Source organism: Cribrihabitans neustonicus, assembly GCF_048820895.1.
Taxonomy (GTDB): domain Bacteria; phylum Pseudomonadota; class Alphaproteobacteria; order Rhodobacterales; family Rhodobacteraceae; genus Cribrihabitans_A; species Cribrihabitans_A neustonicus.
On record NZ_JBMERQ010000002.1, the window covers coordinates 241,183 to 261,456 of the forward strand.

The following is a 20,274-nucleotide window of genomic DNA, read 5'->3' on the forward strand; positions in this document are numbered from 1 at the left end:
GCGCCATGATCACGAGCACCGCGCGTTTGACGCTGAACTCACCTGAACATACGGCCGAGCTGGCTGGACAGATCGCCGGGGCCCTGCGCCCCGGCGATTGCCTGTTGCTGGAAGGCCCGATCGGCGCGGGCAAAACCCATTTCGCCCGCCACCTGCTGCAAACCCTGATGCCGGTGCCGGAGGACGTCCCCTCGCCCACCTTCACCCTGGTGCAGACCTACGAGGTGCCTGCGGGCGAGGTCTGGCACGCAGATCTTTACCGCCTCGGCAGCCTCGACGAGGTGGAGGAGCTGGGCCTGACAGCGGCCTTCGACGAGGCGATCTGCCTAGTGGAATGGCCAGACCGGCTGGGTGAACTAACCCCGGCCCACGCGCTTACCCTGTCGCTGAGCCCCGACCCTGAACACGAAGACCGCCGCCACCTGAGCTTCGCCTGGAGCGACCCCAAGTGGCAGCCCCTGATGGAGCGCCTTTGCGCATGACCGACCGCGCCGCCCGATGTGAAATCTTCCTTGCCGATGCAGGCTACTCGGCCTGGCGCCGCGGGCCCTTGGCCGGCGATGCTTCCAACCGCCGCTACGAGCGGCTGATCGGCCCGGATGGCCGCACCGTGGTGCTGATGGACGCGCCGCCAGAGAAGGGCGAGGACGTGCGGCCGTTCGTGTGCATCGCCCGGCATCTTGCCGCACAAGGCCTCAGCGCGCCGGAAATCCTCGCCGCGGAAGAGGCGCAGGGATTCCTGCTGCTGGAGGATCTGGGCGATGACCTCTACGCCCGCGTGATCGCCGCCGATCCCGCGCTGGAACGCCCCCTCTACGAGGCCGCCACCGACGCGCTGGTGACTCTGCACGCCGCCCCGATGCCGGAACTGGCCCCCTACGGCCCGCGGCTGATGGCGGAGCTGTCGGGCCTGGCGCTGGCAAAGTATCGCGCGGGCATCCTCGAACAGCATGATGCGGACCTGCAGGCGCGGTTCGAAAGCGCCTTCGAGGATATCCTGCGCGGGACGGTGAGTGGCGATCCGGTGCTGGTGCAGCGGGATTACCACGCCGAGAACCTGCTCTGGCTGCCAAAGCGGGAGGGCGTTGCCCGGGTGGGCCTTCTGGACTTCCAGGACGCGCGGGCGGGCCACGCGGCCTATGATCTGGTTTCGCTTCTGCAGGACGCCCGCCGTGACGTGACGCCGGCCCTGGAAGAACAGATGATCGAGCGCTACCTCGCCGCCGCCGGCGCGGAGGAGACCGGCTTCCGCACTGCCTACGAGGTGCTGGGCGTGCAGCGCAACCTGCGCATACTTGGTGTCTTTGCCCGGCTTGGCCTCGACTACGGCAAACCGCATTACGTCGATCTGATCCCGCGAGTCTGGGGGCATCTTATCCGCGGCCTGGAACACCCTGCGCTGGCACCTGCAGCGGCTCTGTTGCAGGAGACACTACCCGAACCCACACCGGAAAACCTGAACAAGCTGAGGCGATGATGCAGGACACGCCCGACTCCGTCATGCTGTTTGCGGCCGGCTTCGGCACGCGGATGAAGGAGCTGACCCGCGACCATCCGAAGCCGATGATCGAGGTCGCGGGCCGGCCATTGATCGCCCATGCGCTGGAGGTGGCTCGAGGCATCGATCCGCGCCGGGTGGCGGCAAACCTGCATTACAAGCCAGAGCTGTTGAAAGCCTTTCTGGAGACGCAAGGCGTAGCGCTGAGCCACGAAACACCGGAGATCCTCGACACTGGAGGCGGGCTGCGCGAAGCGCTGCCGCTCCTGGGCGGTGGTCCGGTTTTCACGCTGAATACGGACGCAATCTGGAAGGGCCCGAACCCGCTGGCGCTGGCCCGCGCGGCCTGGGACCCGGCGCGGATGGATGCGCTTCTGGTTTGCGTCCCGCTTGCCCGCACCCGCGGCCGCACAGGCGGAGGCGATTTCGGTACCGATCCGGAAGGCCGCCTGCACCGCGGCGGCGATCTGGTCTATGGCGGCGCGCAGATCGTGAAGACCGATGGCTTGGCCGAAATCCCGGACCGCGCTTTTTCGCTGAACCTCCTGTGGAACCGCATGGCCGGGGCCGGGCGGCTGTTCGGGCTGGAATATCCCGGTCACTGGTGCGATGTCGGCCACCCCGAAGGCATCCGGACCGCCGAGGAGCTGATTGCAGCCGATGATGTTTGAGCCCGCAGCCAAGCCGCGCCTCTTTGCCCTGCCCTGCGGCGTGGATTTCCCGAAAGGCCTTGTGCAGGGTCTGATTTCGCGCAGTGCGGGCCTGCCGCCCGAGGCGCTGGCGCGGGCCGAGCTGATCGTGAATACCGCCCGCATGGCGCGCCGGGTGCGCGGGCTGTTCGACGCAGGCCCTGCCATGCTGCTGCCGCGCCTGTCGCTGCTCACCGATCTTGCCGAACGCGCCTCCCCCGGCAGCCTGCCGCCCGCCCTGCCGCCGCTGCGGCGCAGGCTGGAGCTTGCGCAGCTCATCGCCAAGCTGCTGGAGGCCCAGCCCGACCTCGCTGCGCGCGCCTCGCTCTATGACCTTTCCGACAGCCTCGCCGGGCTGATCGACGAGATGCAGAGCGAAGGCGTCACGCCGCAGGACATCCGCAATCTAGACATCTTCGACATGTCGGGCCACTGGGCGCGGGCGCAGGCTTTCATCGGCATCGCCGACCAGTTCACCGCCCTGCACGAAGGCGCGCTGGACAGCCAGGCCCGGCAGCGCCAGGCGGTGCTTTCGCTGATCGGAGATTGGGAGCGAACCCCGCCGCAGCACCCGGTGATACTCGCAGGCTCCACCGGCTCGCGCGGAACCACCCTGATGCTGATGGAGGCAATCGCCCGCCTGCCGCAGGGCGCCGTGGTGCTGCCCGGCTTCGACTTCGACCAGCCCGCAAGCGTCTGGTCCGGCCTGGACGATCCGCTGATCTCGGAAGATCACCCGCAGTACCGCTTCTACCGGCTGATGAAGGACCTGGAGCTTGCCCCCGGGGACGTGCAGACCTGGACCGATGCCCCCCCGGCCTCCCCCGAGCGCAACCGGCTGGTCTCCCTCGCGCTGCGCCCAGCGCCCGTCACCGACGCATGGATGAGCGAAGGCCCGCAGCTCACCGGGCTGGATCTTGCGACGCAAAACCTCACCCTTCTGGAAGCCCCCGGCCCGCGGGCCGAGGCGCTCGCCATTGCCCTGCGTCTGCGCAAGGCGGCAGAGGACGGGCAGACCGCGGCGCTGATCACCCCGGACCGGATGCTGACGCGGCAGGTGGCGGCGGCGCTCGACCGCTGGGACATCCTCCCGGACGACTCCGCCGGCCAGCCGCTGCAATTGTCACCGCCGGGACGGTTCCTGCGCCATGTGGCGGGGCTGTTCACCCGGCCGCTCACCTGCGACAGCCTGCTCACGCTTTTAAAACACCCGCTGACCCATGACGGCGCCGGGCGCGGCGACCACTTGCGCCAGACCCGCGAACTGGAGCTGTCCCTGCGCCGCAACGGCCCGCCCTTCCCCGATGCCGAGGCCTTTGCTGCCTTTAGTGAGAAACGCCACCTGACGCCCGGCTGGACCGATTGGCTGAGCAACTGTTTCGACGGCCAGAAGACCGAGGGCGCCCTCCCGCTCACTGAATGGGTCGCCCGGCTGCGCACCTTGGCCGAAGCCATCGCCGCCGGCAGTCAGGCCGCGGGCGCGGGCACGCTCTGGGACAAGAAGGCAGGCCAAAGCGCGCTTGCGCTGATCGAGGAGCTGGAGGCCCAGGCCCCGCACGGCGGCGAGATGGCGGCGCGCGACTTTGCCGACCTCCTCGGCGCGCTGCTGAGCCAGGGCGAGGTGCGCGACCGCGACGCGCCCTATGGCTCGATCATGATCTGGGGCACGCTGGAGGCCCGTGTCCAGGGCGCCGATCTGGTGATCCTCGGCGGCCTCAACGAAGGCAGCTGGCCCGAGGCCGCAAGCCCCGATCCCTGGCTGAACCGCCAGCTGCGCAACCAGGCGGGGCTGCTGCTGCCGGAACGCCGCATTGGCCTGTCGGCGCATGACTTCCAGCAGGCGGTCGCCGCGCCGGAGGTCTGGCTCACCCGCGCGATCCGCTCGGAGGAGGCTGATACCGTGCCTTCGCGATGGCTGAACCGGATGACCAACCTGCTGAAGGGCCTGCCGGATCAGGGCGGGCTTGATGCGTGGCAGGCGATGAAGGCGCGGGGCAACGAATGGCTGGGCTGGGCCGCCGCGTTGGAGGAACCCGCACCGCTCCCCCCTGCCCCCCGCCCGTCACCGCGCCCGCCGGTAATCGCACGGCCGCGGCGCCTGACCATCACCGAGATCCCGCGGCTGATCCGCGATCCTTACGCGATCTACGCTAAACATGTGCTGCGCCTGCATCCGCTCAACCCGCTGGTGCAGGAGCCGGATGCACTGCTGCGCGGCATCGTCGTGCATGAGGTCTTCGAGCATTTCATCAAGGACGCGCTGGCGGACCCTTCCCTGCTGAACCCGGAGATACTGGTGGAGAAATCCCGCGCCCTCCTGGAAGAACACGTGCCCTGGCCGGTCGCGCGCATCCTCTGGCTCAGCCGCATCCGCCGCATTGCCGGCGATTTCGTGCAAGGCGAGCAGGAGCGTCAGGCCCGCGCCAAACCCGTTGCGTTCGAGGCCAAGGGCAGCGCCCGGCTCGACCCGCTCGATTTCACCATTGCCTGCCGTGCCGACCGCATCGACATGGACGACCGCGGCTTCCTGCATCTCTACGACTACAAGACCGGCGCGCCGCCGAGCGAGAAGCAGCAGCAGAAGTTCGAAAAACAGCTCCTGATCGAGGCCGCGATGGCCGAGGAAGGCGCCTTTACGGAAATTGGCGCCGCCGAGGTGGCGCGCGCGCTGTTCATCGGGCTGGGCAGCAGCCTCAAGGAGGTGCCCGCGCCGCTGACGGAGCACCCGCCGGCCAAGGTCTGGGACGAGCTGCGCACCCTGATCGGTGCCTATTTCGAGCCGGACCAGGGCTACACCAGCCGCCGGATGGTGCATAAGGACGATTTTGCCGGCGATTACGACCACCTCGCCCGCTACGGCGAATGGGACCGCAGCAAGGACGCGGAACCGGAGACCCTGACATGACCCCTCGCGACGCCGCCTCCGAGGCGCAGTTCCGCGCCGCCCGCCCCGATGCCTCCACCTGGCTTGCCGCCAACGCGGGATCCGGCAAGACCAAGGTGCTGACCGACAGGGTGGCCCGGCTGCTGCTCCGGGGCGTGCAGCCGCAGCATATCCTCTGCCTCACCTACACCAAGGCGGCGGCAAGCGAGATGCAGAACCGGCTGTTCAAACGCTTAGGTGAATGGGCAATGCTGGCGGACGAAAAGCTAGTGGCGGCGCTGACCGAGTTGGGCGCGGAAGACGTGATCTCCCCCGAGGGCCTCGCCCAGGCGCGCACGCTCTTTGCCCGCGCGATCGAAACCCCGGGCGGCCTGAAGATCCAGACCATCCACTCCTTCTGCGCGTCGCTCCTGCGCCGCTTCCCGCTGGAAGCCGGCGTCAGCCCGCAGTTTTCCGAAATGGACGACCGCGCCGCCACGCTTCTGCGGGCGGAGATCATGGAGGATTTCGCGCAAGGGTCCGAAGCCCCCCTGCTCGACGCGCTCGCCCGGCACGTCAGCGACAGCGATTTCGAGACGCTCACCGCCGCGCTCTGCCAGCGCCGCGCCAATTTCGACCCGCCGCTGGACCGCGACGCGCTCCTGGAGCTGTTCGGCCTGCCCGCAGGTTTCGACACGGAGGCGCTGGAGGCGCTGGTGTTCCTCGGCGGCGAGGAAGAGCTGCTGGCCCGCACCCGCATCATGCTCGCTGAAGGCGGCACCACCGACCAGCGCGCAGCGGCCAAGCTCGCGGGCATTGCTAGGCCCACGCTGGCGGATCTCGATGTGCTGGAAAACGTCTTCCTCACCGGTGCCGGCGCCAAGGCCCCGTTCAGCGCCAAGGTCGGCAGCTTCCCGACCAAGAAACTGCGCGAGGCCAACCTGTCCCTGATGGACCAGCTCGAGCCGCTGATGCTGCGGATCGAGGATGCCCGCGCCAAGCGGCTGGCGCTTTCCGCCGCGCGCAAATCCGCCGACCTGCACCGCTTTGCCGCCGCCTTTCTGCCGGAATACGAGCGCCGCAAGCAGCAGCGCGGCTGGCTCGACTTCGACGACCTGATCCTGAAGGCGCGCCAGCTTCTGAACGATCCGGGCGTCGCGGCCTGGGTGCTTTACCGGCTGGACGGCGGCATCGACCACATCCTGGTGGACGAGGCGCAGGACACCAGCCCGGTGCAATGGGACGTGATCGAGAAGCTCGCGCAGGAGTTCACCGCTGGCGAAGGCGCGCGCTCGGAGGTGGAGCGCACAATCTTCGTGGTCGGCGACAAGAAACAGTCGATCTATTCATTCCAGGGCGCCGATCCCGATGCCTTCGACCGGATGCAGGCCGAATTTGGCCGCCGGCTGGAGGAAACCGGGCCCGGGCTGCAGAACGCCTCGCTCGATTTCTCCTTCCGCTCGTCGGCCGCGATCCTGAAGCTGGTGGACCTGGTGTTCCGCGACAGCCCGCGCGCAGGCTTCCGCAAGGAGGCGCTGCACCAGGCCTTCAAGTCCGACCTGCCCGGCCGCGTCGATCTCTGGCCGGTGGTGGAGAAGACCGAGGACGAGGAAGAGCCTGACTGGACCTCCCCGGTGGACCGCCCCGGCCGCCGCCACCACACGGTGATCCTGGCCGAACGCATCGCCGGCGCGATCAAGCAGATGATCGACAGCGGCGTGACCATCCCCGAAGACGGTCCCGAACGCGGCACATTTCAGCGCCGGCCGGTGCAGGCCGGCGATTTCCTGATCCTGGTGCAGCGCCGCTCGGAGCTGTTTTCCGAGATCATCCGCGCCTGTAAGAAGGCCGAGCTGCCCATCGCCGGCGCCGACCGGCTGAAGGTCGGAGCGGAACTCGCGGTGAAGGACATTGCCGCGCTCCTGCGTTTCCTGGCGCTGCCGGAGGACTCGCTGTCGCTGGCCGAGGCGCTGAAATCGCCCATCTTCGGCTGGAGCGAGCAGATGCTATTCGACCTCGCCCACCGGCGCGACGGCCCCTACTTGTGGTCCACCCTGCGCGAGCGTGCGGCGGAGTTCCCGGAGACGCTCGAAATCCTCGACGATCTGCGCGCCAACGCCGATTTCCTGCGGCCCTACGATCTGATCGAGCGCATCCTGACCCGCCACCAGGGCCGGCAGAAGCTGCTTGGCCGCTTGGGGCCTGAAGCGGAGGACGGGATCAACGCTCTCCTGTCGCAGGCGCTCGCCTACGAGCGCTCGGACGTGCCCAGCCTCACCGGCTTCCTGGTCTGGATGCAGACCGACGATCTGGAGATCAAGCGCCAGATGGGCAGCGCCGGCAACATGATCCGGGTGATGTCGGTGCATGGCTCCAAGGGTCTGGAAGCGCCGATCGTGATCCTGCCCGACACCGCCAAGCGCCGCCCGCCCACCGACCCGGAGATCATGACCGCGGGTGAGGTGCCGCTGTGGAAGGTGCCCAAGGACCAGATGCCCGACGCCATGCTCGCCGCACGGGAAGCGGCGCAGGAGAAGCTCCAGAACGAGCGGCTGCGGCTGCTCTACGTGGCGCTGACCCGGGCCGAGAAATGGCTGATCGTCGCCGCGGCGGGTGAGCTGAGCCCGGATGGCAGCAGCTGGTACCAGATGGTCGAGCGCGCCTTGCAGGATGGCGGCGCCGCGGAATGCAAGATGCCCGGCGGCGCCGGTCTGCGCCTGCAGCATGGCGGCTGGGACGCGTTGCCGCTGGTGCATCATCCCGTCGCCGAGCCCGAAAAGCCGGTGCTGCCCGCGCTGTTCCGCCAGCCCGCGCGGCCTTATGTTGCGCCCATCGCTGCGCTCAGCCCCTCTGACCTGGGGGGCGCCAAAGCGCTGCCCGGCGAAGCCGGGATGGAGGAAGAATCCGCCAAATCCCGCGGCACGAGGCTGCACCTGCTGCTGGAACACCTGCCCGGCAAGCCAGAGGCAGATTGGCCCGCGCTGGCCAAGTCCTTGCTGCCGGAGGCAGAAGACGGCGGCGCGCTGCTGGCCGAGGCCGCGGCAGCGCTGCGCAACCCCGATTGCATCCATGTTTTTGATGCCGGGACCCTGGCCGAGGTGCCCTTCACCGCCGATCTGGAGGGGGAGCGGATTCACGGCATCATCGACCGCCTGATCCTTACACCGGAGAAAGTTCTGGCGGTGGATTTCAAGTCTAACGCCACGGTGCCGCACAGTCCGGAAGCTTGCCCCGAAGGCCTGCTGCGGCAGATGGGTGCTTATGCCCATGCACTGTCGCAAATCTACCCCGGCCGGCAGGTGGAGACCGCAATTCTTTGGACCCGCACCGCGATGCTTATGCCGCTGCCGCACGATCTCGTGTCAGCGGCTCTGAAGCGGCGGTTGGAACCTTGACGATCTGAAAACCCGTACCTAGGTTCCGACTCCAGTTGCCACACACTCATGGAGACATGCATATGTCCACCGTAGCCGTCACCGACGCCACCTTCGACGCCGAAGTCAAAAACTCCGATATCCCCGTCGTGGTGGATTTCTGGGCCGAGTGGTGCGGGCCCTGCAAGCAGATCGGCCCGGCTCTGGAGGAGCTGGCCAAGGAATATGATGGCAAGATCAAGATTGCCAAGGTTGATGTCGACAGCAACCCGAACTCCGCCGCTGCCATGGGCGTGCGCGGCATCCCGGCGCTGTTTATCTTCAAGGATGGCCAGGTGGTTTCCAACCGTGCCGGCGCTGCCCCGAAAGCCGCGCTGCAGAGCTGGATCGACGAATCGATCTGATCCGCGCTGACCCGGATTAGCGAAAGGCTGCCCTTCAGGGCGGCCTTTTTTGCTGCCGCCAGACAGCGCCCGCAATCTGCAGTCAGGCCAGCCTTAGAGCCCTATCCTCAATCTGCAGGGGGCCGGGACGGGAACAGCCGGGTGCGGGGGTCAAAATATCAAAAGCCGCCCCGTGGGCGGCTTTGGGAGGTCTGGCTGCCCGAAGGCAGATCAGGCATCAGCTCAGAATTTGGCGATGTCCAGGCGGGTCAGGCCAATGTCGTGCAGCTGGCTGTCGGTCAGCTTTGACAGTTCCTTGCGGGTCTGGCGCGACAGGTACCAGGTTACAACGCTGTTCTTCACGTCCAGAATCGAATCGACCACGCGGAGAACGGTGACTGCCCCGAGCGGCGCATGGAGGTTTGCGGTCGTCATTTGCGCATGTCCTTGATGAGAAGCAGCCGGCCCCGTGCCGGTTGTGAGCCTGATTTAGAGAGGCCACCCGCGACTCACAATTGTCCGTTGAGCAGCCCCGATTTGCACCTGCTGCATAGCTGCAACACACCCTTGCAGCTCCGCCACAGCCGCCCTGTCAGAGGCCCGGCACAAGGCCTGGCGCCGCCCCTCTGCCGCCTGCCCCGGACAGCACTCCGCCGCTCCCTTGTGCCGGCAGGGGGATGGTTCCATATAGGGGGCAACCCAATTGGAGGCATTTATGGCAGACGATCAATTCCCCGGCTGGCACGGCACCACCATCATCGGTGTCAAGAAGAACGGAGCCGTCGTCATCGCCGGCGACGGCCAGGTGTCGCTGGGGCAGACCGTGATCAAGGGCACCGCCCGCAAGGTGCGCCGGCTGTCGCCCGGAGGCTTCGACGTGGTAGCAGGCTTTGCCGGCTCCACCGCCGACGCCTTTACGCTGTTGGAGCGGCTGGAAGCCAAGCTGGAAGCCACCCCCGGCCAGCTCGCCCGTGCCAGTGTCGAACTGGCCAAGGACTGGCGCACCGACAAGTACCTGCAGAAGCTGGAGGCCATGCTGATCGTCAGCGACGGCAAGGACATGTTCGTGATCACCGGCGCCGGCGACGTTCTGGAGCCCGAGCATGATGTGGCCGCGATCGGCTCGGGCGGCAATTACGCGCTGGCCGCCGCCCGCGCGATGATGGACAGCGGCAAGTCTGCCGAGGAGGTCGCCCGCGGCGCCATGGCGATTGCCGCCGACATCTGCGTCTACACCAACGGCAACCTGACCGTGGAAACCATCACCGCCGGCGGCGCGGGAGTCTGAGGTGACGGAGATCGATCAGAACGACCTGCGCGCTGCGGTTGGTTCCGGTCTCCTGAGCGAGGCGCAGGCAGCCTCGCTGCTGGCGCTCGCGCAGAGCCGCCGCGGCGCGCGGGAGAACCTCGCGCCGGGCGATGAGCCGTTCGAGCTGTTCAAGGGCTTCAACGAGATCTTCATTGTCATCGGCCTGATGATCCTTGCCTCCGGCTGGGCCGCGGCTACCACCGCGGTATTGTCGGGCGGGCTGGGCGGCTTCCAGGGCAAAACAGTGGCTTCGGCCGTGCTGGCGGCGCTCGCGCTCTGGGGTTTGTCGGAATACTTCATCCGCCGGCGCCGTATGGTGGCGCCGGCGATTGCGCTCTCGGCGCTCTGGGCGGTGAACGCGGGGTCGGGGCTGATGGCGCAGTTTGCCCAGCCCTTCATGGTGGCGCAGAACGACTATTCCAGCCTGCTCCTGCCCTGCGCGCTGAGCACTGCCGCGATCGCCGTCTTCTGGGCCCGCTTCCGGGTGCCCTTCGCGATGGCGCTGATTGCGCTGGGTGTCTTCGTGCTGGCGCTGCTGGCCGGCGCGGTGCAGGCGGGCACGCCCGCAAACCTTGGCGATTTTTTCCTGCTGTCTGCCAGCGGCCCCTTTGCCTGGATCACCTTGCTGGTGGGACTTGGCGTCTTTGCCGCCGCCATGGCCTTTGACCTCAGCGACCCGCACCGGGTCACCCGCCGCTCGGCGCAGGCGTTCTGGCTGCACTTGGTGGCCGCACCGGCGCTGGTGAACACCATCGCGCTGAGCCTGCTGGAAAGCGGCACCCAGACTGCCCACATGCTCCTGGTGGCGATCCTTCTGGGCTTTGCACTGGTCGCCATCGTGATCGACCGCCGCTCCTTCCTGATTGCCGCCATCGGCTACAGCGTCACCCTCGCCGGCACCGTCTTCGACGGCGAGGGCGCTGCGGCCACCATCCTTCTCCTCGGCGTGGTGCTGGTCGCGCTCGGGGCCTTCTGGTCCCGCATCCGCGCCGTCCTTCTCGCGCCCCTGTCAGGGCTCCTGCCGCTTGACCGGCTGCCGCCCGCACATTGAAACGGATACACCCATGACCGACCTTACTCCCCGCGAAATCGTGTCCGAGCTGGACCGCTTCATCATCGGCCAGAAAGAGGCCAAGCGCGCCGTTGCCGTCGCCCTGCGCAGCCGCTGGCGGCGCAAGCAGCTGCCCGACGACCTGCGTGACGAGGTCTACCCCAAGAACATCCTGATGATCGGCCCCACCGGCGTCGGCAAGACCGAGATCTCGCGCCGCCTGGCCAAGCTCGCCCGCGCGCCCTTCATCAAGGTCGAGGCCACCAAGTTCACCGAGGTCGGCTATGTCGGCCGCGACGTGGAGCAGATCATCCGCGATCTGCTGGACACCGCGATCCTCGAAACCCGCGCCTACATGCGCGAAGAGGTGAAGGCCAAGGCCCACAAGGCGGCCGAGGACCGGGTGGTCGAGGCCATCGCCGGCAGCGACGCGCGCGAGGCCACCCGCGAGATGTTCCGCAAGAAGCTGAAGGCGGGCGAGCTCGACGACACCATGATCGAGCTGGACGTGGCCGACACCTCCAACCCGATGGGCGGCATGTTCGACATTCCCGGCCAGCCCGGCGCCAACATGGGCATGCTGAACCTCGGCGATCTATTCGGCAAGGCCATGGGCGGTCGCACCACCCGCAAGCGGATGACCGTGGCCGAAAGCTACGAGGTGCTGATCGGGGAGGAAGCCGACAAGCTTCTGGATGACGAGACCGTGACCAAGGCTGCGCTGGAATCGGTGGAGCAGAACGGCATCGTCTTCCTCGACGAGATCGACAAGGTCTGCGCCCGCCAGGAAGCCCGCGGCGGCGATGTCAGCCGCGAAGGCGTGCAGCGCGATCTGCTGCCGCTGATCGAGGGCACCACCGTTTCCACCAAGCACGGGCCGGTGAAGACCGACCACATCCTCTTCATCGCCTCCGGCGCTTTCCATATCGCCAAACCCTCCGACCTGCTGCCGGAACTGCAGGGCCGCTTGCCGATCCGGGTGAACCTCAGGGCGCTGAGCGAGGAAGACTTCGTGCGCATCCTGACCGAGACAGACAACGCGCTGACCCGCCAATACACCGCGCTGATGGGCACCGAAGAGGTCGAGGTGAGCTTCACCGAAGACGGTATCGCCGCGCTCGCGAAGATCGCTGCGGAGGTGAACCAGTCGGTGGAGAACATCGGCGCGCGGCGGCTCTATACCGTGATGGAGAGGGTGTTCGAGGAGCTGTCCTTCACCGCGCCGGACCGTCCTGGCGAGAGCATCACCGTTGATGCGGCTTTCGTGTCGAAAAACCTCGGAGAGCTCAGCCGCTCAGCCGATGTGAGCCGTTACGTGCTCTAAGCGCTCAGTCTGCTGCCAAGAGCAGGACGCTGGACTTTGGCGGCAGGTGTAATAGCCTGCCGCCACGTCTTTGGAGGGCGGGGCGGAATGTGGCGGCTGCGCGCGGCGCTATCTTTGGGTTTGGTGCTGCTGGCCGGCTGCACCGCCCTGCCGGCTGCGCCCACCGTGCCGGACGCGCTGGAGGTTGGCACACCCAGGACCGTCTTTGCCGCCACCACCCGCGCGGAACGGCCAGACCGTACCTTTGGTCCCGGCCGGTCGCGCAGGCTCAGCCACTTGGAGCTCACGGTCTCCATTCCGCCGCTGCGCCGCCCCGGCTCGCTTATCCCGGCCGACGGCACGCCGGATCCCCGGACCCAGTTTGCCATCGCGGAGCGCCGGCGGTTTCCGGATGCTGAGAGCTTCACCCGCCGCCTGCGCGCGGAGGCTCGCCGCACCGGCGGCGGCCACGACGCGACCGTGTTCGTGCATGGTTTCAACGCAACTCTGCCCAAGACCGCCTTCCGGGCCGCACAGCTGGCACAGGACATTGGCCTGCCGGGCGCAACGGTGATCTACTCCTGGCCGAGCCAGGGCAGCCCCCTTGGTTACGCCTATGACGCCGACAGCGTTCTGTTTGCCCGAGACGGGCTGGAGCAGCTTTTGCTGCAGATCCGGGCGGCGGGCTTCCGCCGTACCGTGCTGGTGGCGCACTCGCTCGGGGCACAGCTGACGATGGAGGCGCTGCGGCAGATCGAAATCAAGTCGCCGGGCTGGGCTGCAGAGAACCTGGGCGGGGTGATCCTGATGTCCCCGGACCTCGATATCGATGTCTTCAAGTCGCAGATCGCGCAGTTCCGGACAGTGCCGCAGCCCTTCCTGATTTTTGTCTCTCGCAGCGACAAGGTTCTGACCCTCTCCCAGGGGCTGCGCGGGCGGCGCAGCGGCGAGCGGCTCGGCAACCTTGGCTCGCTGGACAGGATCGCCCATCTGCCGGTCGAGGTCATCGACACAACTGCCTATGCGGACTCCGCAGAGTCCGGCCATTTCGTCGCTGCCACATCGCCCGCATTGATCGCGCTGCTGAGCGCAGCCCGCGCAACCGCGCAAGCCTTTGGCCGGGAGGCCGGGGCCGCGCAGCTTCTGCCGGCCCGCGCCGAGCGGCGCGGCCGGGCCGTGCAGCTATCCCTCTCCGGATCGCAGTGACCGGGGTTCAGCGCGCCCGCCGCAGGTACACGTAGTAGGCGCCGCCGCCGCCGTGGCTGACATGCGCGGGCGCCACCTGCAGCACCGCCTGCGCCAGCGGCGGCATCGCCAGCCATTGCGGCACCTGATGGCGCAGGACACCGCGCGGCACCGGCATCGGTCCCGGCTCGTCGCGGTCCTTGCCCTTGCCGGTCACCACCAGCACCAGCCGCTTGCCCGAGGCCTGCGCCGACAGGATGAAGCGGATCAGCGCCGGATGCGCGCTGTCAATGCGCATGCCGTGCAAATCCAGCTTGGCCTCCGGCCGAAGCTTGCCGCGCTTCATCCGGCGGAAGGCCTTTTCATCCATGTTGAGCGGCGCATTCCCCAGCACGCGTGCGATCGACGGCTTCAGGTCGTGGGGTGCCGGCGCAGGCTTGGCCCGGCTGCCCAATTCGAAAGGCGCCAGCCGCGGCTCCGGGTGTTTCACCGGCTTCGGTTTCGGTTTGGGCCGGGCAGGGGGCGTGGAACAAGCGCCCGGATGCAGCTTCTCAGTATGCTCGACGACTTTCTTCCAGAGGCCGATTTCCTCCTCTGTTAATTTGCGCCGTGTCATCACAGGTCTTCCGGGAGCATCGCGTAGGCCCGCTGAATGGGCAGCAGCACCACCATCCGGCCCGGATCTTTCATCCGGCCCGCGATCTCGCCCGCGCCATCACCGGTGCCAACAAAGATATCGGCTCGCTGCGCGCCCTTTATGGCAGAGCCTGTATCCTGCGCCACCATCAGCCGGCGCAGCGGCAGAACGCCGTCCTTTTCCACCCATACAGGCGCACCAAGCGGCGTGTAGGCGGGGTCGGCGGCAATCGTGCGCATCGGGGTCACCGAGCGGTTCATTGCCCCCAGGGGCCCGCGGGAGGCCGCCAGGCGCCGCAGCTCGCGGAAGAACACATAGGAGGGGTTATGGAGCAGGAGCTCGCGGCCCGCAGCGGGATTGCGCTGCACCCAGGCCTTGATCACCTGTGCGCTCACCTGGTGCGCCTTGTAGATGCCGCGCCGCACCAGCTCCTGGCCGATCGAGCGGTAAGGGTGGCCGTTAGCGCCGCCATAGCCCACCCGCAGCATCGTGCCATCTGGCAGGCGAATTCGGCCAGAACCTTGTATTTGCAGAAAAAACAGCTCCACCGGGTCATCGACCCAGGCGATCTCCAGCCCGCGGCCCCGCATCACATCCGAGGTCAGGATCTCCTGCCGTGGCAGCCACATCTCCGCCTGCCGCGCCTCGGGCGGCATTCGGTAGACCGGGTAACGGAAGCGCTCTGTCCGCACGCGGGAGCCATCCAGCTCAGGTTCGAAATAGCCGGTGAACAGGGCAGCGCTGCCGTCCTCGATCAATACCGGGCGGAAGAACAGCTCGAAGAAAGCGCGGGCGCCCTCCGGCGGCTGCTCCGAGGCGGCGCGGCAAAGCGCGGTCCAATCCGGGTCCTGGAGGTCCCGGCAAGTCTCCAGAAACACCGCCAGCGCGTCGGCGTGGGCGTCCTCCTGCCAGCCTTCCAGCTGCGAGTAGTCGAGCAGTGTCAGCACGGGCTCGCCCTGTGCTCCGGAAGCGGTCACGACAGTGCCTGCAAGCGCTGCCCCCGCCAGTGCCCTCCGGAGCGCGGCAATCATGCGTCCGTTGCGACCAGCTGCCAGTTGGGGTCGTCGCTGCCCATGTTGCGGGCAAAGACCCAGGTGTCCTTCTGGCGCTTCACCGACTTGGGATCGCCTTCGACGATGTCGCCGCCGCGGTCGCGCACGACCGAGGTCAGCTCGCCCACGAAACGCATGGTGATCTCGGCCCGCTGGGTCTGCTCGTCGAAATGCGCATCGGCCAGGGTGGTTTCCCGCACGCCGATGAACTCGGCCTCGATCTTGTAGCCCTTATCCTCGCGCTCCGCGACGGCATCGACGAAGCTCTCAAAAACATCCTCGGCCAATAGCGGCTGAATGCTGTCCAGATCGCCACGCTCGAAGCCCATGATGATCATCTCGTAGGCGGCGCGGGCGCCCTGGACGAATTCCTGCACCTGGAAGGAAGGCTCGGCCCGCTTCATCTGGGTCAGCGCCAGCGCCTGCGGGCTGTCTTCGGGCACGTAGTCGGTGATGTCACGGTCCGGACCGCCCTCAATCACTTCCAGATCCGGGCGGCGGCTCCGGGTTTCCGCTTTCGGCAGTGGCGGCTTTTCGAACCCTTCGCGTGTTCCCAGAACGCTTTTCAAGCGCAGGATCAGGAACACGGCGATACCGGCCAGAACCAAAAGCTGTATCACGGGCGACTCCATGCGTACCTCATGCTAGGTATTGGGGCCTTGTTTGAAACCAAAGCCTTCCCGCCTTATGTAGGTGACGGGCGGAGCCAAGTCTACCGCTCCGGCGTATGTTCTGAGGAAACCCTGCGATGTATCTCTTCCTGGCCTTTCTGCTGGTCCCCATTATCGAAATCGCCCTGTTCATCCAGGTCGGCGGCCTGATCGGCCTGTGGCCGACCCTGGCTGTCGTGGTGCTGACGGCGGTGCTGGGCACCTGGCTGGTGAAGACGCAAGGCCGGATGGCGATAGGGCAGCTGAAATCCTCCTTTGAGCGGCTCGCCGACCCGGCCGAGCCGCTGGCCAACGGCGCGATGATCCTGTTTGCGGGTGCGCTGCTGCTGACGCCGGGGTTCTTCACCGATGCGGTTGGTTTTGCGCTGCTGACGCCGCCGGTGCGGCGCGCAGTCTTCAACTACCTCCGCAGCCGGGTCAGCGTCACCCAGTTCCGTATGGGGCCGCAGCCGAAGCAGCCGCCGCGCCAGCCTGGCGGGCGTGGCGATGTCATCGACGGCGATTACGAGGACGTCACCCCCGGCCGCCGCAGCGAAGGGCCATCGGGCTGGGTTGACGGCCCCCGTTGAGCTGATACGGGCAAGCTGCTAAGCACTTGCAAAACAATTCTTCAGGAGTACCACGATGGCAGAGAACGGCGAAGCCCAGCAGCAGCCGCAAGTGCAGATGAACATTCTGGCCCAGTTCATCCGCGACATGTCTTTCGAGAACGTGATGTCGCAGAAAGGCGCCGGCGGCGAGGTCCAGCCGGACGTCAGCGTGCAGGTCAACCTCGACGCCAAGAAGCGCTCGGCGGAGAACCAGTACGAGGTCATAACCAAGCTGACCATCGAATCCAAGAACAAGGACGGCGGCAACGTGCTGTTCCTGTTCGAACTGGAATATGTCGGCGTGTTCAGCATCACCGGCGTGCCGGAGGATCAGCTGCACCCCTATCTGCTGATCGAATGCCCGCGCATGACCTTCCCGTTCCTGCGCCGCATCGTGTCGGATGTGACCCGCGACGGCGGCTTCCCGCCGCTGAACCTCGACAACATCGACTTCGTGGCGCTCTACCGCAACGAGCTGACCCGGCGCCAGCAGGCGGCTGCAGCCACCGCACCGGAGACGCCGGAGCAATAAGACTGCCCGAAGTTTGTAACGCAGAACGCCGCTGAACCCCTCAGCGGCGTTATTTTTTGTGCATGCCGTGCCGGCCCGGCTCAGCCGCTAGCGCTGTTCCAGAGCGCGTCTTCGCCCAGTTTGGCAACAAAGGCCTCATGGGCGGCTTGTTCAGCGGCGGTCAGCCGCGGCGGCAACGGGACGGGACGGGGGGCGGGGCGCCAGGCGTCCTGGACCTCGGAAGTGCCGCCTGAGCCGCCACTGCTCAGCCCGAAGTCCGGCTGGCGGCCGCCGATCAGCTCCAGGTAGACATCGGCGAGGATCTCGGAGTCGAGCAGCGCGCCGTGCAGCGTCCGGTTCGAGTTGTCGATGCCGAAGCGGCGGCAGAGCGCATCCAGCGTCGCCGGCGAGCCGGGAAAGCGCTTGCGTGCCATCGCCAGAGTGTCGAGCGCCTGCTCCATTGGCAGCTGCGGCAGGCCCATCCAGCGCAGTTCGGCGTTGAGGAACTTCATGTCGAAGCTGGCGTTATGGATCACCATGCGGGAATCGCGCACGAAATCGAGGAACTGCTGCCCCACCTTGGCAAACACCGGCTTGTCGCGCAGCGTCACCTGGCCCGGCGCGGGCTGCTGCGGCGGCTCCAGCAGGTCGGGGCCGATGCCGTGCACGCCAAAGGCTTCCGCCGGCATCGAGCGCTCGGGGTTGATATAGACGTGGAACGTCTCCCCGGTGGGCATGTGGTTGAGCAGCTCCACCGCGCCGATTTCCACGATCCGGTCGCCGGATTCGGGATCAAAGCCGGTGGTTTCGGTGTCGAGTACGATTTCACGCATTAGCGGTCCTGCTCCTGATATCGGCGAGGATGCGGTCGACGGCCTCGGCCGCCTGTTCCGGCGTGGCGGTTTCGATCACATAATCGGCGCGCGCCAGCTTCTCCTCGATCGGCATCTGTTTCTGCAGGATCTGCCGGAATTGCTCAACCGTCATCGTACCGCGCGCGAGAACCCGCTCCTCCTGCGTGGCGGGGTCCACGGTGACGCAGGCAACCGCGTCCATCTCCGCCTCGCCGCCGGTTTCAAAAAGCAGGGGGATATCGAACACGAGGATGCCGCTGCCAGATGCCCGGAAGGCGGCGCGGTCAGCAGCGACCAGCGGGTGCACGATGGCCTCGATCCGGGAGAGCGCCGCCGGGTCCGCGGCAATGATGCGCTTTAGCGCGCTGCGGTCGACGGTGCCTTCAATTACTGCCTCGGGGAAAGCCGCGGCCATGGGCGCCACAGCGGCGCCTCCGGGCCCGTAGAGCCGGTGAACCGCGGCGTCGGCATCCCAGACCGCGCAGCCGCGGTCCGCAAACAGGCGGGCGGTTGTGCTCTTGCCCATGCCGATGGAACCGGTGAGGCCAAGGCTGAAACTCATGCCAGGATCGCCTCGCGGGTGGCGGCGTCCACCACCGGGCGCTGGCCGAACCAGCGCTCAAACCCCGGCACCGCCTGATGCAGCAGCATCCCGAGGCCGTCGACTACGGTGCAGCCGGTTTCCCCCGCCACCTCCAGCAGATGGGTTTTCAGCGGCGCATAAATGAGGTCTGTCACCACCGCATCCGGCCGAAGACCGTCGAGCGGCACCCGCAGCCGCGGCTTGCCGGTCATGCCCAGCGAGGTGGTGTTCACGATCAGCGCGCCTTCCTCGATCACATTGCCGGCCTGCACCCATTCGACCACCCGGATGCGGGCACCAAATTCGCTGCGCAGCCGGTCGGCGCGTTCGCGCGTCCGGTTTGTGAGCAGGATCTCCGGAACCCCGGCCTCCAGGAGCGAGGCCACAACCGCCCGGCAGGCGCCGCCGGCCCCGAGCACAACTGCGGGCCCCGCCTGCGGATCCCAGTCCGGTGCGCCCTGGTGCAGATTGGTGATGAAGCCATAGCCATCTGTGTTGTCGGCGAGCACCGAGCCGTCGCCGCGGAAGATCAGCGTATTGGCCGCCCCGATCAGGCGCGCCCGGTCGGTCACCTTGTCGGCCACCTGCATCACCGCCTCCTTGTGCGGTATCGTCACGTTGGCACCGGCAAAGCCCATTCTTGGCATCATCCGGATCACTGCTTCCAGGTCGCCGGGCTCCACGTGCATCGGCACGTAATGGCCGGGAATGCCCAGCGTAGTGAGCCAGTGACGGTGCAGCTGCGGCGACTTGGAATGGGCAACCGGGCAGCCGATCACACCGGCCAGCGGAATAATCTCAACTGTCATTGCGCAATAACACCCTGCAACCCGAGGTAACTAAGAAGCTCGATCAACGGTAAACCCAAAACGTTAAAATAGCTGCCGTCAACCTGGGTGAACAGGCGCACGCCTTCCTCCTCGAGTTTGTAGCTTCCCACTGCTTGTCGGATGCTGTCCCAGTTGCGCGCCACGTAATCCTCCAGGTAGGTGTCCGAGGCATTGCGCATCGACAGGCGCACCTGGCCGACATGGCGCCAGACGGGCTCTGCGTCGCGGTAGAACACCGCAGCAGACAGCAGCATGTGCCGCTTGCCGCGCATCGCCTTCAGCTGCGCGAGCGCCTCTGCGGGGCTTTCAGGCTTCGACAGCAGCGCGCCTTCGAAATCGAGCACCTGGTCACAGCCAAGCACCAGCACCCCTGGGTGTTTCGCGCTGATCTTGCGGGCCTTCGCCTCCGCCAGCGCGTCCGCTACGTCACGCGGCGGCGCACCCTCGGCCAGCAGCGCCGCCTTGACCGCCGCCTCGTCCAGGCGTGGCACGTCGACGGTGAAATTCACGCCTGCCTGACGCAGCAGATGCGCCCGGATTTCGGAACCGGAGGCCAGAACGATGTGGGCAGCCATGTGGAAAACCCCGTGGGAAAGAAGCTGATCTTTGCAGGACGTTTTGTATGGTTTTGGGGGCGCAAGTAAAGACCACAGGGCTTGACGGGTGCGCCGGGATTCAGCCCGATGAGTCGCCCAGCGTGGATGAGGATAACTGCAAATCCGTGGATATCTGCACTACCCCCATTTCATCCCGGATTTATCCCCAGGCCACTGCCGGCAGGAACCCGTCTGAAATCCCTTGTTTTTATGGTGCGCTGCGGTTTTTCCCGGCAAGCGCCTGCAAGCGCTGGAAATTTATTCACAGTGAGGATAAGCGGGGGGAAGAGTCACT

General features: G+C 66.8%; 20 protein-coding genes. 12 read left to right on the plus strand and 8 right to left on the minus strand.

Features of this window, described 5'->3' with window-relative positions; translation table 11 throughout:
• Nucleotides 1-5: 5 nt before the first annotated feature.
• The 6 genes from tsaE (at nt 6) to trxA (ending at nt 8,828) form a co-directional block, all read left to right on the plus strand.
• A complete protein-coding gene (gene tsaE, locus ACOHWE_RS06295) occupies nt 6-482 on the plus strand; it encodes a tRNA (adenosine(37)-N6)-threonylcarbamoyltransferase complex ATPase subunit type 1 TsaE (RefSeq protein WP_420665031.1) in 477 nt (158 codons plus the stop codon).
• Entirely contained in the window at nt 479-1,477 is a 999-nt protein-coding gene (locus ACOHWE_RS06300; RefSeq protein WP_420665033.1) for an aminoglycoside phosphotransferase family protein, read from the plus strand. The genes tsaE and ACOHWE_RS06300 overlap by 4 nt, the downstream gene beginning before the upstream one ends.
• Complete coding sequence (locus tag ACOHWE_RS06305; protein ID WP_420665035.1) at nt 1,477-2,169, plus strand: nucleotidyltransferase family protein; 693 nt, start codon at nt 1,477-1,479, stop codon at nt 2,167-2,169. Before ACOHWE_RS06300 ends, ACOHWE_RS06305 begins: the two co-directional genes overlap by 1 nt.
• Nucleotides 2,159-5,092, plus strand: coding sequence for a double-strand break repair protein AddB (gene addB / locus ACOHWE_RS06310; protein WP_420665036.1), 2,934 nt, complete (start codon nt 2,159-2,161; stop codon nt 5,090-5,092). The genes ACOHWE_RS06305 and addB overlap by 11 nt, the downstream gene beginning before the upstream one ends.
• On the plus strand, nt 5,089-8,445 hold the full coding sequence (gene addA, locus ACOHWE_RS06315; RefSeq protein ID WP_420665038.1) for a double-strand break repair helicase AddA: 3,357 nt from the start codon (nt 5,089-5,091) through the stop codon (nt 8,443-8,445). Before addB ends, addA begins: the two co-directional genes overlap by 4 nt.
• 62 nt (nt 8,446-8,507) lie before the next feature.
• Nucleotides 8,508-8,828 carry a thioredoxin gene (gene trxA, locus ACOHWE_RS06320; protein ID WP_420665039.1) on the plus strand — a complete coding sequence of 107 codons (321 nt, stop codon included), beginning with the start codon at nt 8,508-8,510 and terminating at the stop codon, nt 8,826-8,828.
• A gap of 222 nt (nt 8,829-9,050) precedes the next feature.
• Here the strand turns inward: trxA and ACOHWE_RS06325 are convergent, their stop codons facing one another.
• Complete coding sequence (locus ACOHWE_RS06325) at nt 9,051-9,242, minus strand: DUF1127 domain-containing protein (RefSeq protein WP_420665041.1); 192 nt, start codon at nt 9,240-9,242, stop codon at nt 9,051-9,053.
• Nucleotides 9,243-9,522: 280 nt separating this feature from the next.
• Between ACOHWE_RS06325 and hslV the strand changes: the two genes are divergently transcribed.
• The 4 genes from hslV (at nt 9,523) to ACOHWE_RS06345 (ending at nt 13,676) form a co-directional block, all read left to right on the plus strand.
• Nucleotides 9,523-10,095 carry an ATP-dependent protease subunit HslV gene (hslV, locus tag ACOHWE_RS06330; protein ID WP_420665042.1) on the plus strand — a complete coding sequence of 191 codons (573 nt, stop codon included), beginning with the start codon at nt 9,523-9,525 and terminating at the stop codon, nt 10,093-10,095.
• A 1-nt stretch (nt 10,096) separates the two neighbouring features.
• Entirely contained in the window at nt 10,097-11,167 is a 1,071-nt protein-coding gene (locus ACOHWE_RS06335; RefSeq protein ID WP_420665044.1) for a hypothetical protein, read from the plus strand.
• A gap of 13 nt (nt 11,168-11,180) precedes the next feature.
• Nucleotides 11,181-12,491 carry an ATP-dependent protease ATPase subunit HslU gene (gene hslU / locus ACOHWE_RS06340; RefSeq protein ID WP_420665046.1) on the plus strand — a complete coding sequence of 437 codons (1,311 nt, stop codon included), beginning with the start codon at nt 11,181-11,183 and terminating at the stop codon, nt 12,489-12,491.
• An 87-nt stretch (nt 12,492-12,578) separates the two neighbouring features.
• Nucleotides 12,579-13,676, plus strand: a complete 1,098-nt coding sequence (locus ACOHWE_RS06345; RefSeq protein WP_420665047.1) for an alpha/beta hydrolase — start codon at nt 12,579-12,581, stop codon at nt 13,674-13,676.
• A gap of 7 nt (nt 13,677-13,683) precedes the next feature.
• On the opposite strand, the gene ACOHWE_RS06350 is transcribed toward ACOHWE_RS06345, so the two are convergent.
• From ACOHWE_RS06350 to ACOHWE_RS06360, 3 genes are read right to left on the minus strand one after another with little or no spacing between them, the layout of a single operon-like run.
• On the minus strand, nt 13,684-14,271 hold the full coding sequence (locus ACOHWE_RS06350; protein ID WP_420665049.1) for a Smr/MutS family protein: 588 nt from the start codon (nt 14,269-14,271) through the stop codon (nt 13,684-13,686).
• Nucleotides 14,271-15,323, minus strand: coding sequence for a murein transglycosylase A (gene mltA / locus ACOHWE_RS06355; protein ID WP_420665051.1), 1,053 nt, complete (start codon nt 15,321-15,323; stop codon nt 14,271-14,273). Before mltA ends, ACOHWE_RS06350 begins: the two co-directional genes overlap by 1 nt.
• Nucleotides 15,320-15,976, minus strand: a complete 657-nt coding sequence (locus ACOHWE_RS06360) for a Tim44/TimA family putative adaptor protein (RefSeq protein ID WP_420665052.1) — start codon at nt 15,974-15,976, stop codon at nt 15,320-15,322. The genes mltA and ACOHWE_RS06360 overlap by 4 nt, the downstream gene beginning before the upstream one ends.
• A 116-nt stretch (nt 15,977-16,092) precedes the next feature.
• Between ACOHWE_RS06360 and ACOHWE_RS06365 the strand changes: the two genes are divergently transcribed.
• Both ACOHWE_RS06365 and secB read left to right on the plus strand, forming a co-directional pair.
• The gene (locus ACOHWE_RS06365; RefSeq protein WP_420665053.1) at nt 16,093-16,584 is read left to right on the plus strand and encodes an FxsA family protein; all 492 of its coding nucleotides are present in this window, start codon (nt 16,093-16,095) and stop codon (nt 16,582-16,584) included.
• Nucleotides 16,585-16,639: 55 nt separating this feature from the next.
• Nucleotides 16,640-17,137: a protein-export chaperone SecB gene (secB, locus tag ACOHWE_RS06370; protein WP_420665054.1), complete on the plus strand. Its 498-nt coding sequence runs from the start codon at nt 16,640-16,642 to the stop codon at nt 17,135-17,137.
• Nucleotides 17,138-17,217: 80 nt separating this feature from the next.
• Here secB and dnaQ read toward each other — a convergent pair whose 3' ends face one another.
• From dnaQ to ACOHWE_RS06390, 4 genes are read right to left on the minus strand one after another with little or no spacing between them, the layout of a single operon-like run.
• Nucleotides 17,218-17,949, minus strand: a complete 732-nt coding sequence (gene dnaQ, locus ACOHWE_RS06375; RefSeq protein WP_420665055.1) for a DNA polymerase III subunit epsilon — start codon at nt 17,947-17,949, stop codon at nt 17,218-17,220.
• Nucleotides 17,942-18,532: a dephospho-CoA kinase gene (gene coaE, locus ACOHWE_RS06380; protein ID WP_420665056.1), complete on the minus strand. Its 591-nt coding sequence runs from the start codon at nt 18,530-18,532 to the stop codon at nt 17,942-17,944. Before coaE ends, dnaQ begins: the two co-directional genes overlap by 8 nt.
• Nucleotides 18,529-19,362: a shikimate dehydrogenase gene (locus tag ACOHWE_RS06385; protein WP_420665058.1), complete on the minus strand. Its 834-nt coding sequence runs from the start codon at nt 19,360-19,362 to the stop codon at nt 18,529-18,531. Before ACOHWE_RS06385 ends, coaE begins: the two co-directional genes overlap by 4 nt.
• The gene (locus ACOHWE_RS06390) at nt 19,359-19,958 is read right to left on the minus strand and encodes a Maf family protein (RefSeq protein WP_420665060.1); all 600 of its coding nucleotides are present in this window, start codon (nt 19,956-19,958) and stop codon (nt 19,359-19,361) included. The genes ACOHWE_RS06385 and ACOHWE_RS06390 overlap by 4 nt, the downstream gene beginning before the upstream one ends.
• Nucleotides 19,959-20,274: the final 316 nt, after the last annotated feature.

What these genes read in the sequence shown, in the direction of transcription:
- ACOHWE_RS06365 (WP_420665053.1), top strand. Translation starts at nt 16,093, where the DNA reads ATGTATCTCTTCCTGGCCTTTCTGCTGGTCCCCATTATCGAAATCGCC.
- secB (WP_420665054.1), top strand. Translation starts at nt 16,640, where the DNA reads ATGGCAGAGAACGGCGAAGCCCAGCAGCAGCCGCAAGTGCAGATGAAC.
- ACOHWE_RS06300 (WP_420665033.1), top strand. Translation starts at nt 479, where the DNA reads ATGACCGACCGCGCCGCCCGATGTGAAATCTTCCTTGCCGATGCAGGC.
- ACOHWE_RS06345 (WP_420665047.1), top strand. Translation starts at nt 12,579, where the DNA reads ATGTGGCGGCTGCGCGCGGCGCTATCTTTGGGTTTGGTGCTGCTGGCC.
- coaE (WP_420665056.1), bottom strand. Translation starts at nt 18,532, where the DNA reads ATGAGTTTCAGCCTTGGCCTCACCGGTTCCATCGGCATGGGCAAGAGC.
- ACOHWE_RS06390 (WP_420665060.1), bottom strand. Translation starts at nt 19,958, where the DNA reads ATGGCTGCCCACATCGTTCTGGCCTCCGGTTCCGAAATCCGGGCGCAT.
- ACOHWE_RS06305 (WP_420665035.1), top strand. Translation starts at nt 1,477, where the DNA reads ATGCAGGACACGCCCGACTCCGTCATGCTGTTTGCGGCCGGCTTCGGC.
- ACOHWE_RS06360 (WP_420665052.1), bottom strand. Translation starts at nt 15,976, where the DNA reads ATGGAGTCGCCCGTGATACAGCTTTTGGTTCTGGCCGGTATCGCCGTG.
- ACOHWE_RS06385 (WP_420665058.1), bottom strand. Translation starts at nt 19,362, where the DNA reads ATGACAGTTGAGATTATTCCGCTGGCCGGTGTGATCGGCTGCCCGGTT.
- hslU (WP_420665046.1), top strand. Translation starts at nt 11,181, where the DNA reads ATGACCGACCTTACTCCCCGCGAAATCGTGTCCGAGCTGGACCGCTTC.
- addA (WP_420665038.1), top strand. Translation starts at nt 5,089, where the DNA reads ATGACCCCTCGCGACGCCGCCTCCGAGGCGCAGTTCCGCGCCGCCCGC.
- ACOHWE_RS06350 (WP_420665049.1), bottom strand. Translation starts at nt 14,271, where the DNA reads ATGACACGGCGCAAATTAACAGAGGAGGAAATCGGCCTCTGGAAGAAA.
- ACOHWE_RS06325 (WP_420665041.1), bottom strand. Translation starts at nt 9,242, where the DNA reads ATGACGACCGCAAACCTCCATGCGCCGCTCGGGGCAGTCACCGTTCTC.
- hslV (WP_420665042.1), top strand. Translation starts at nt 9,523, where the DNA reads ATGGCAGACGATCAATTCCCCGGCTGGCACGGCACCACCATCATCGGT.
- mltA (WP_420665051.1), bottom strand. Translation starts at nt 15,323, where the DNA reads ATGATTGCCGCGCTCCGGAGGGCACTGGCGGGGGCAGCGCTTGCAGGC.
- addB (WP_420665036.1), top strand. Translation starts at nt 2,159, where the DNA reads ATGATGTTTGAGCCCGCAGCCAAGCCGCGCCTCTTTGCCCTGCCCTGC.
- trxA (WP_420665039.1), top strand. Translation starts at nt 8,508, where the DNA reads ATGTCCACCGTAGCCGTCACCGACGCCACCTTCGACGCCGAAGTCAAA.
- tsaE (WP_420665031.1), top strand. Translation starts at nt 6, where the DNA reads ATGATCACGAGCACCGCGCGTTTGACGCTGAACTCACCTGAACATACG.
- dnaQ (WP_420665055.1), bottom strand. Translation starts at nt 17,949, where the DNA reads ATGCGTGAAATCGTACTCGACACCGAAACCACCGGCTTTGATCCCGAA.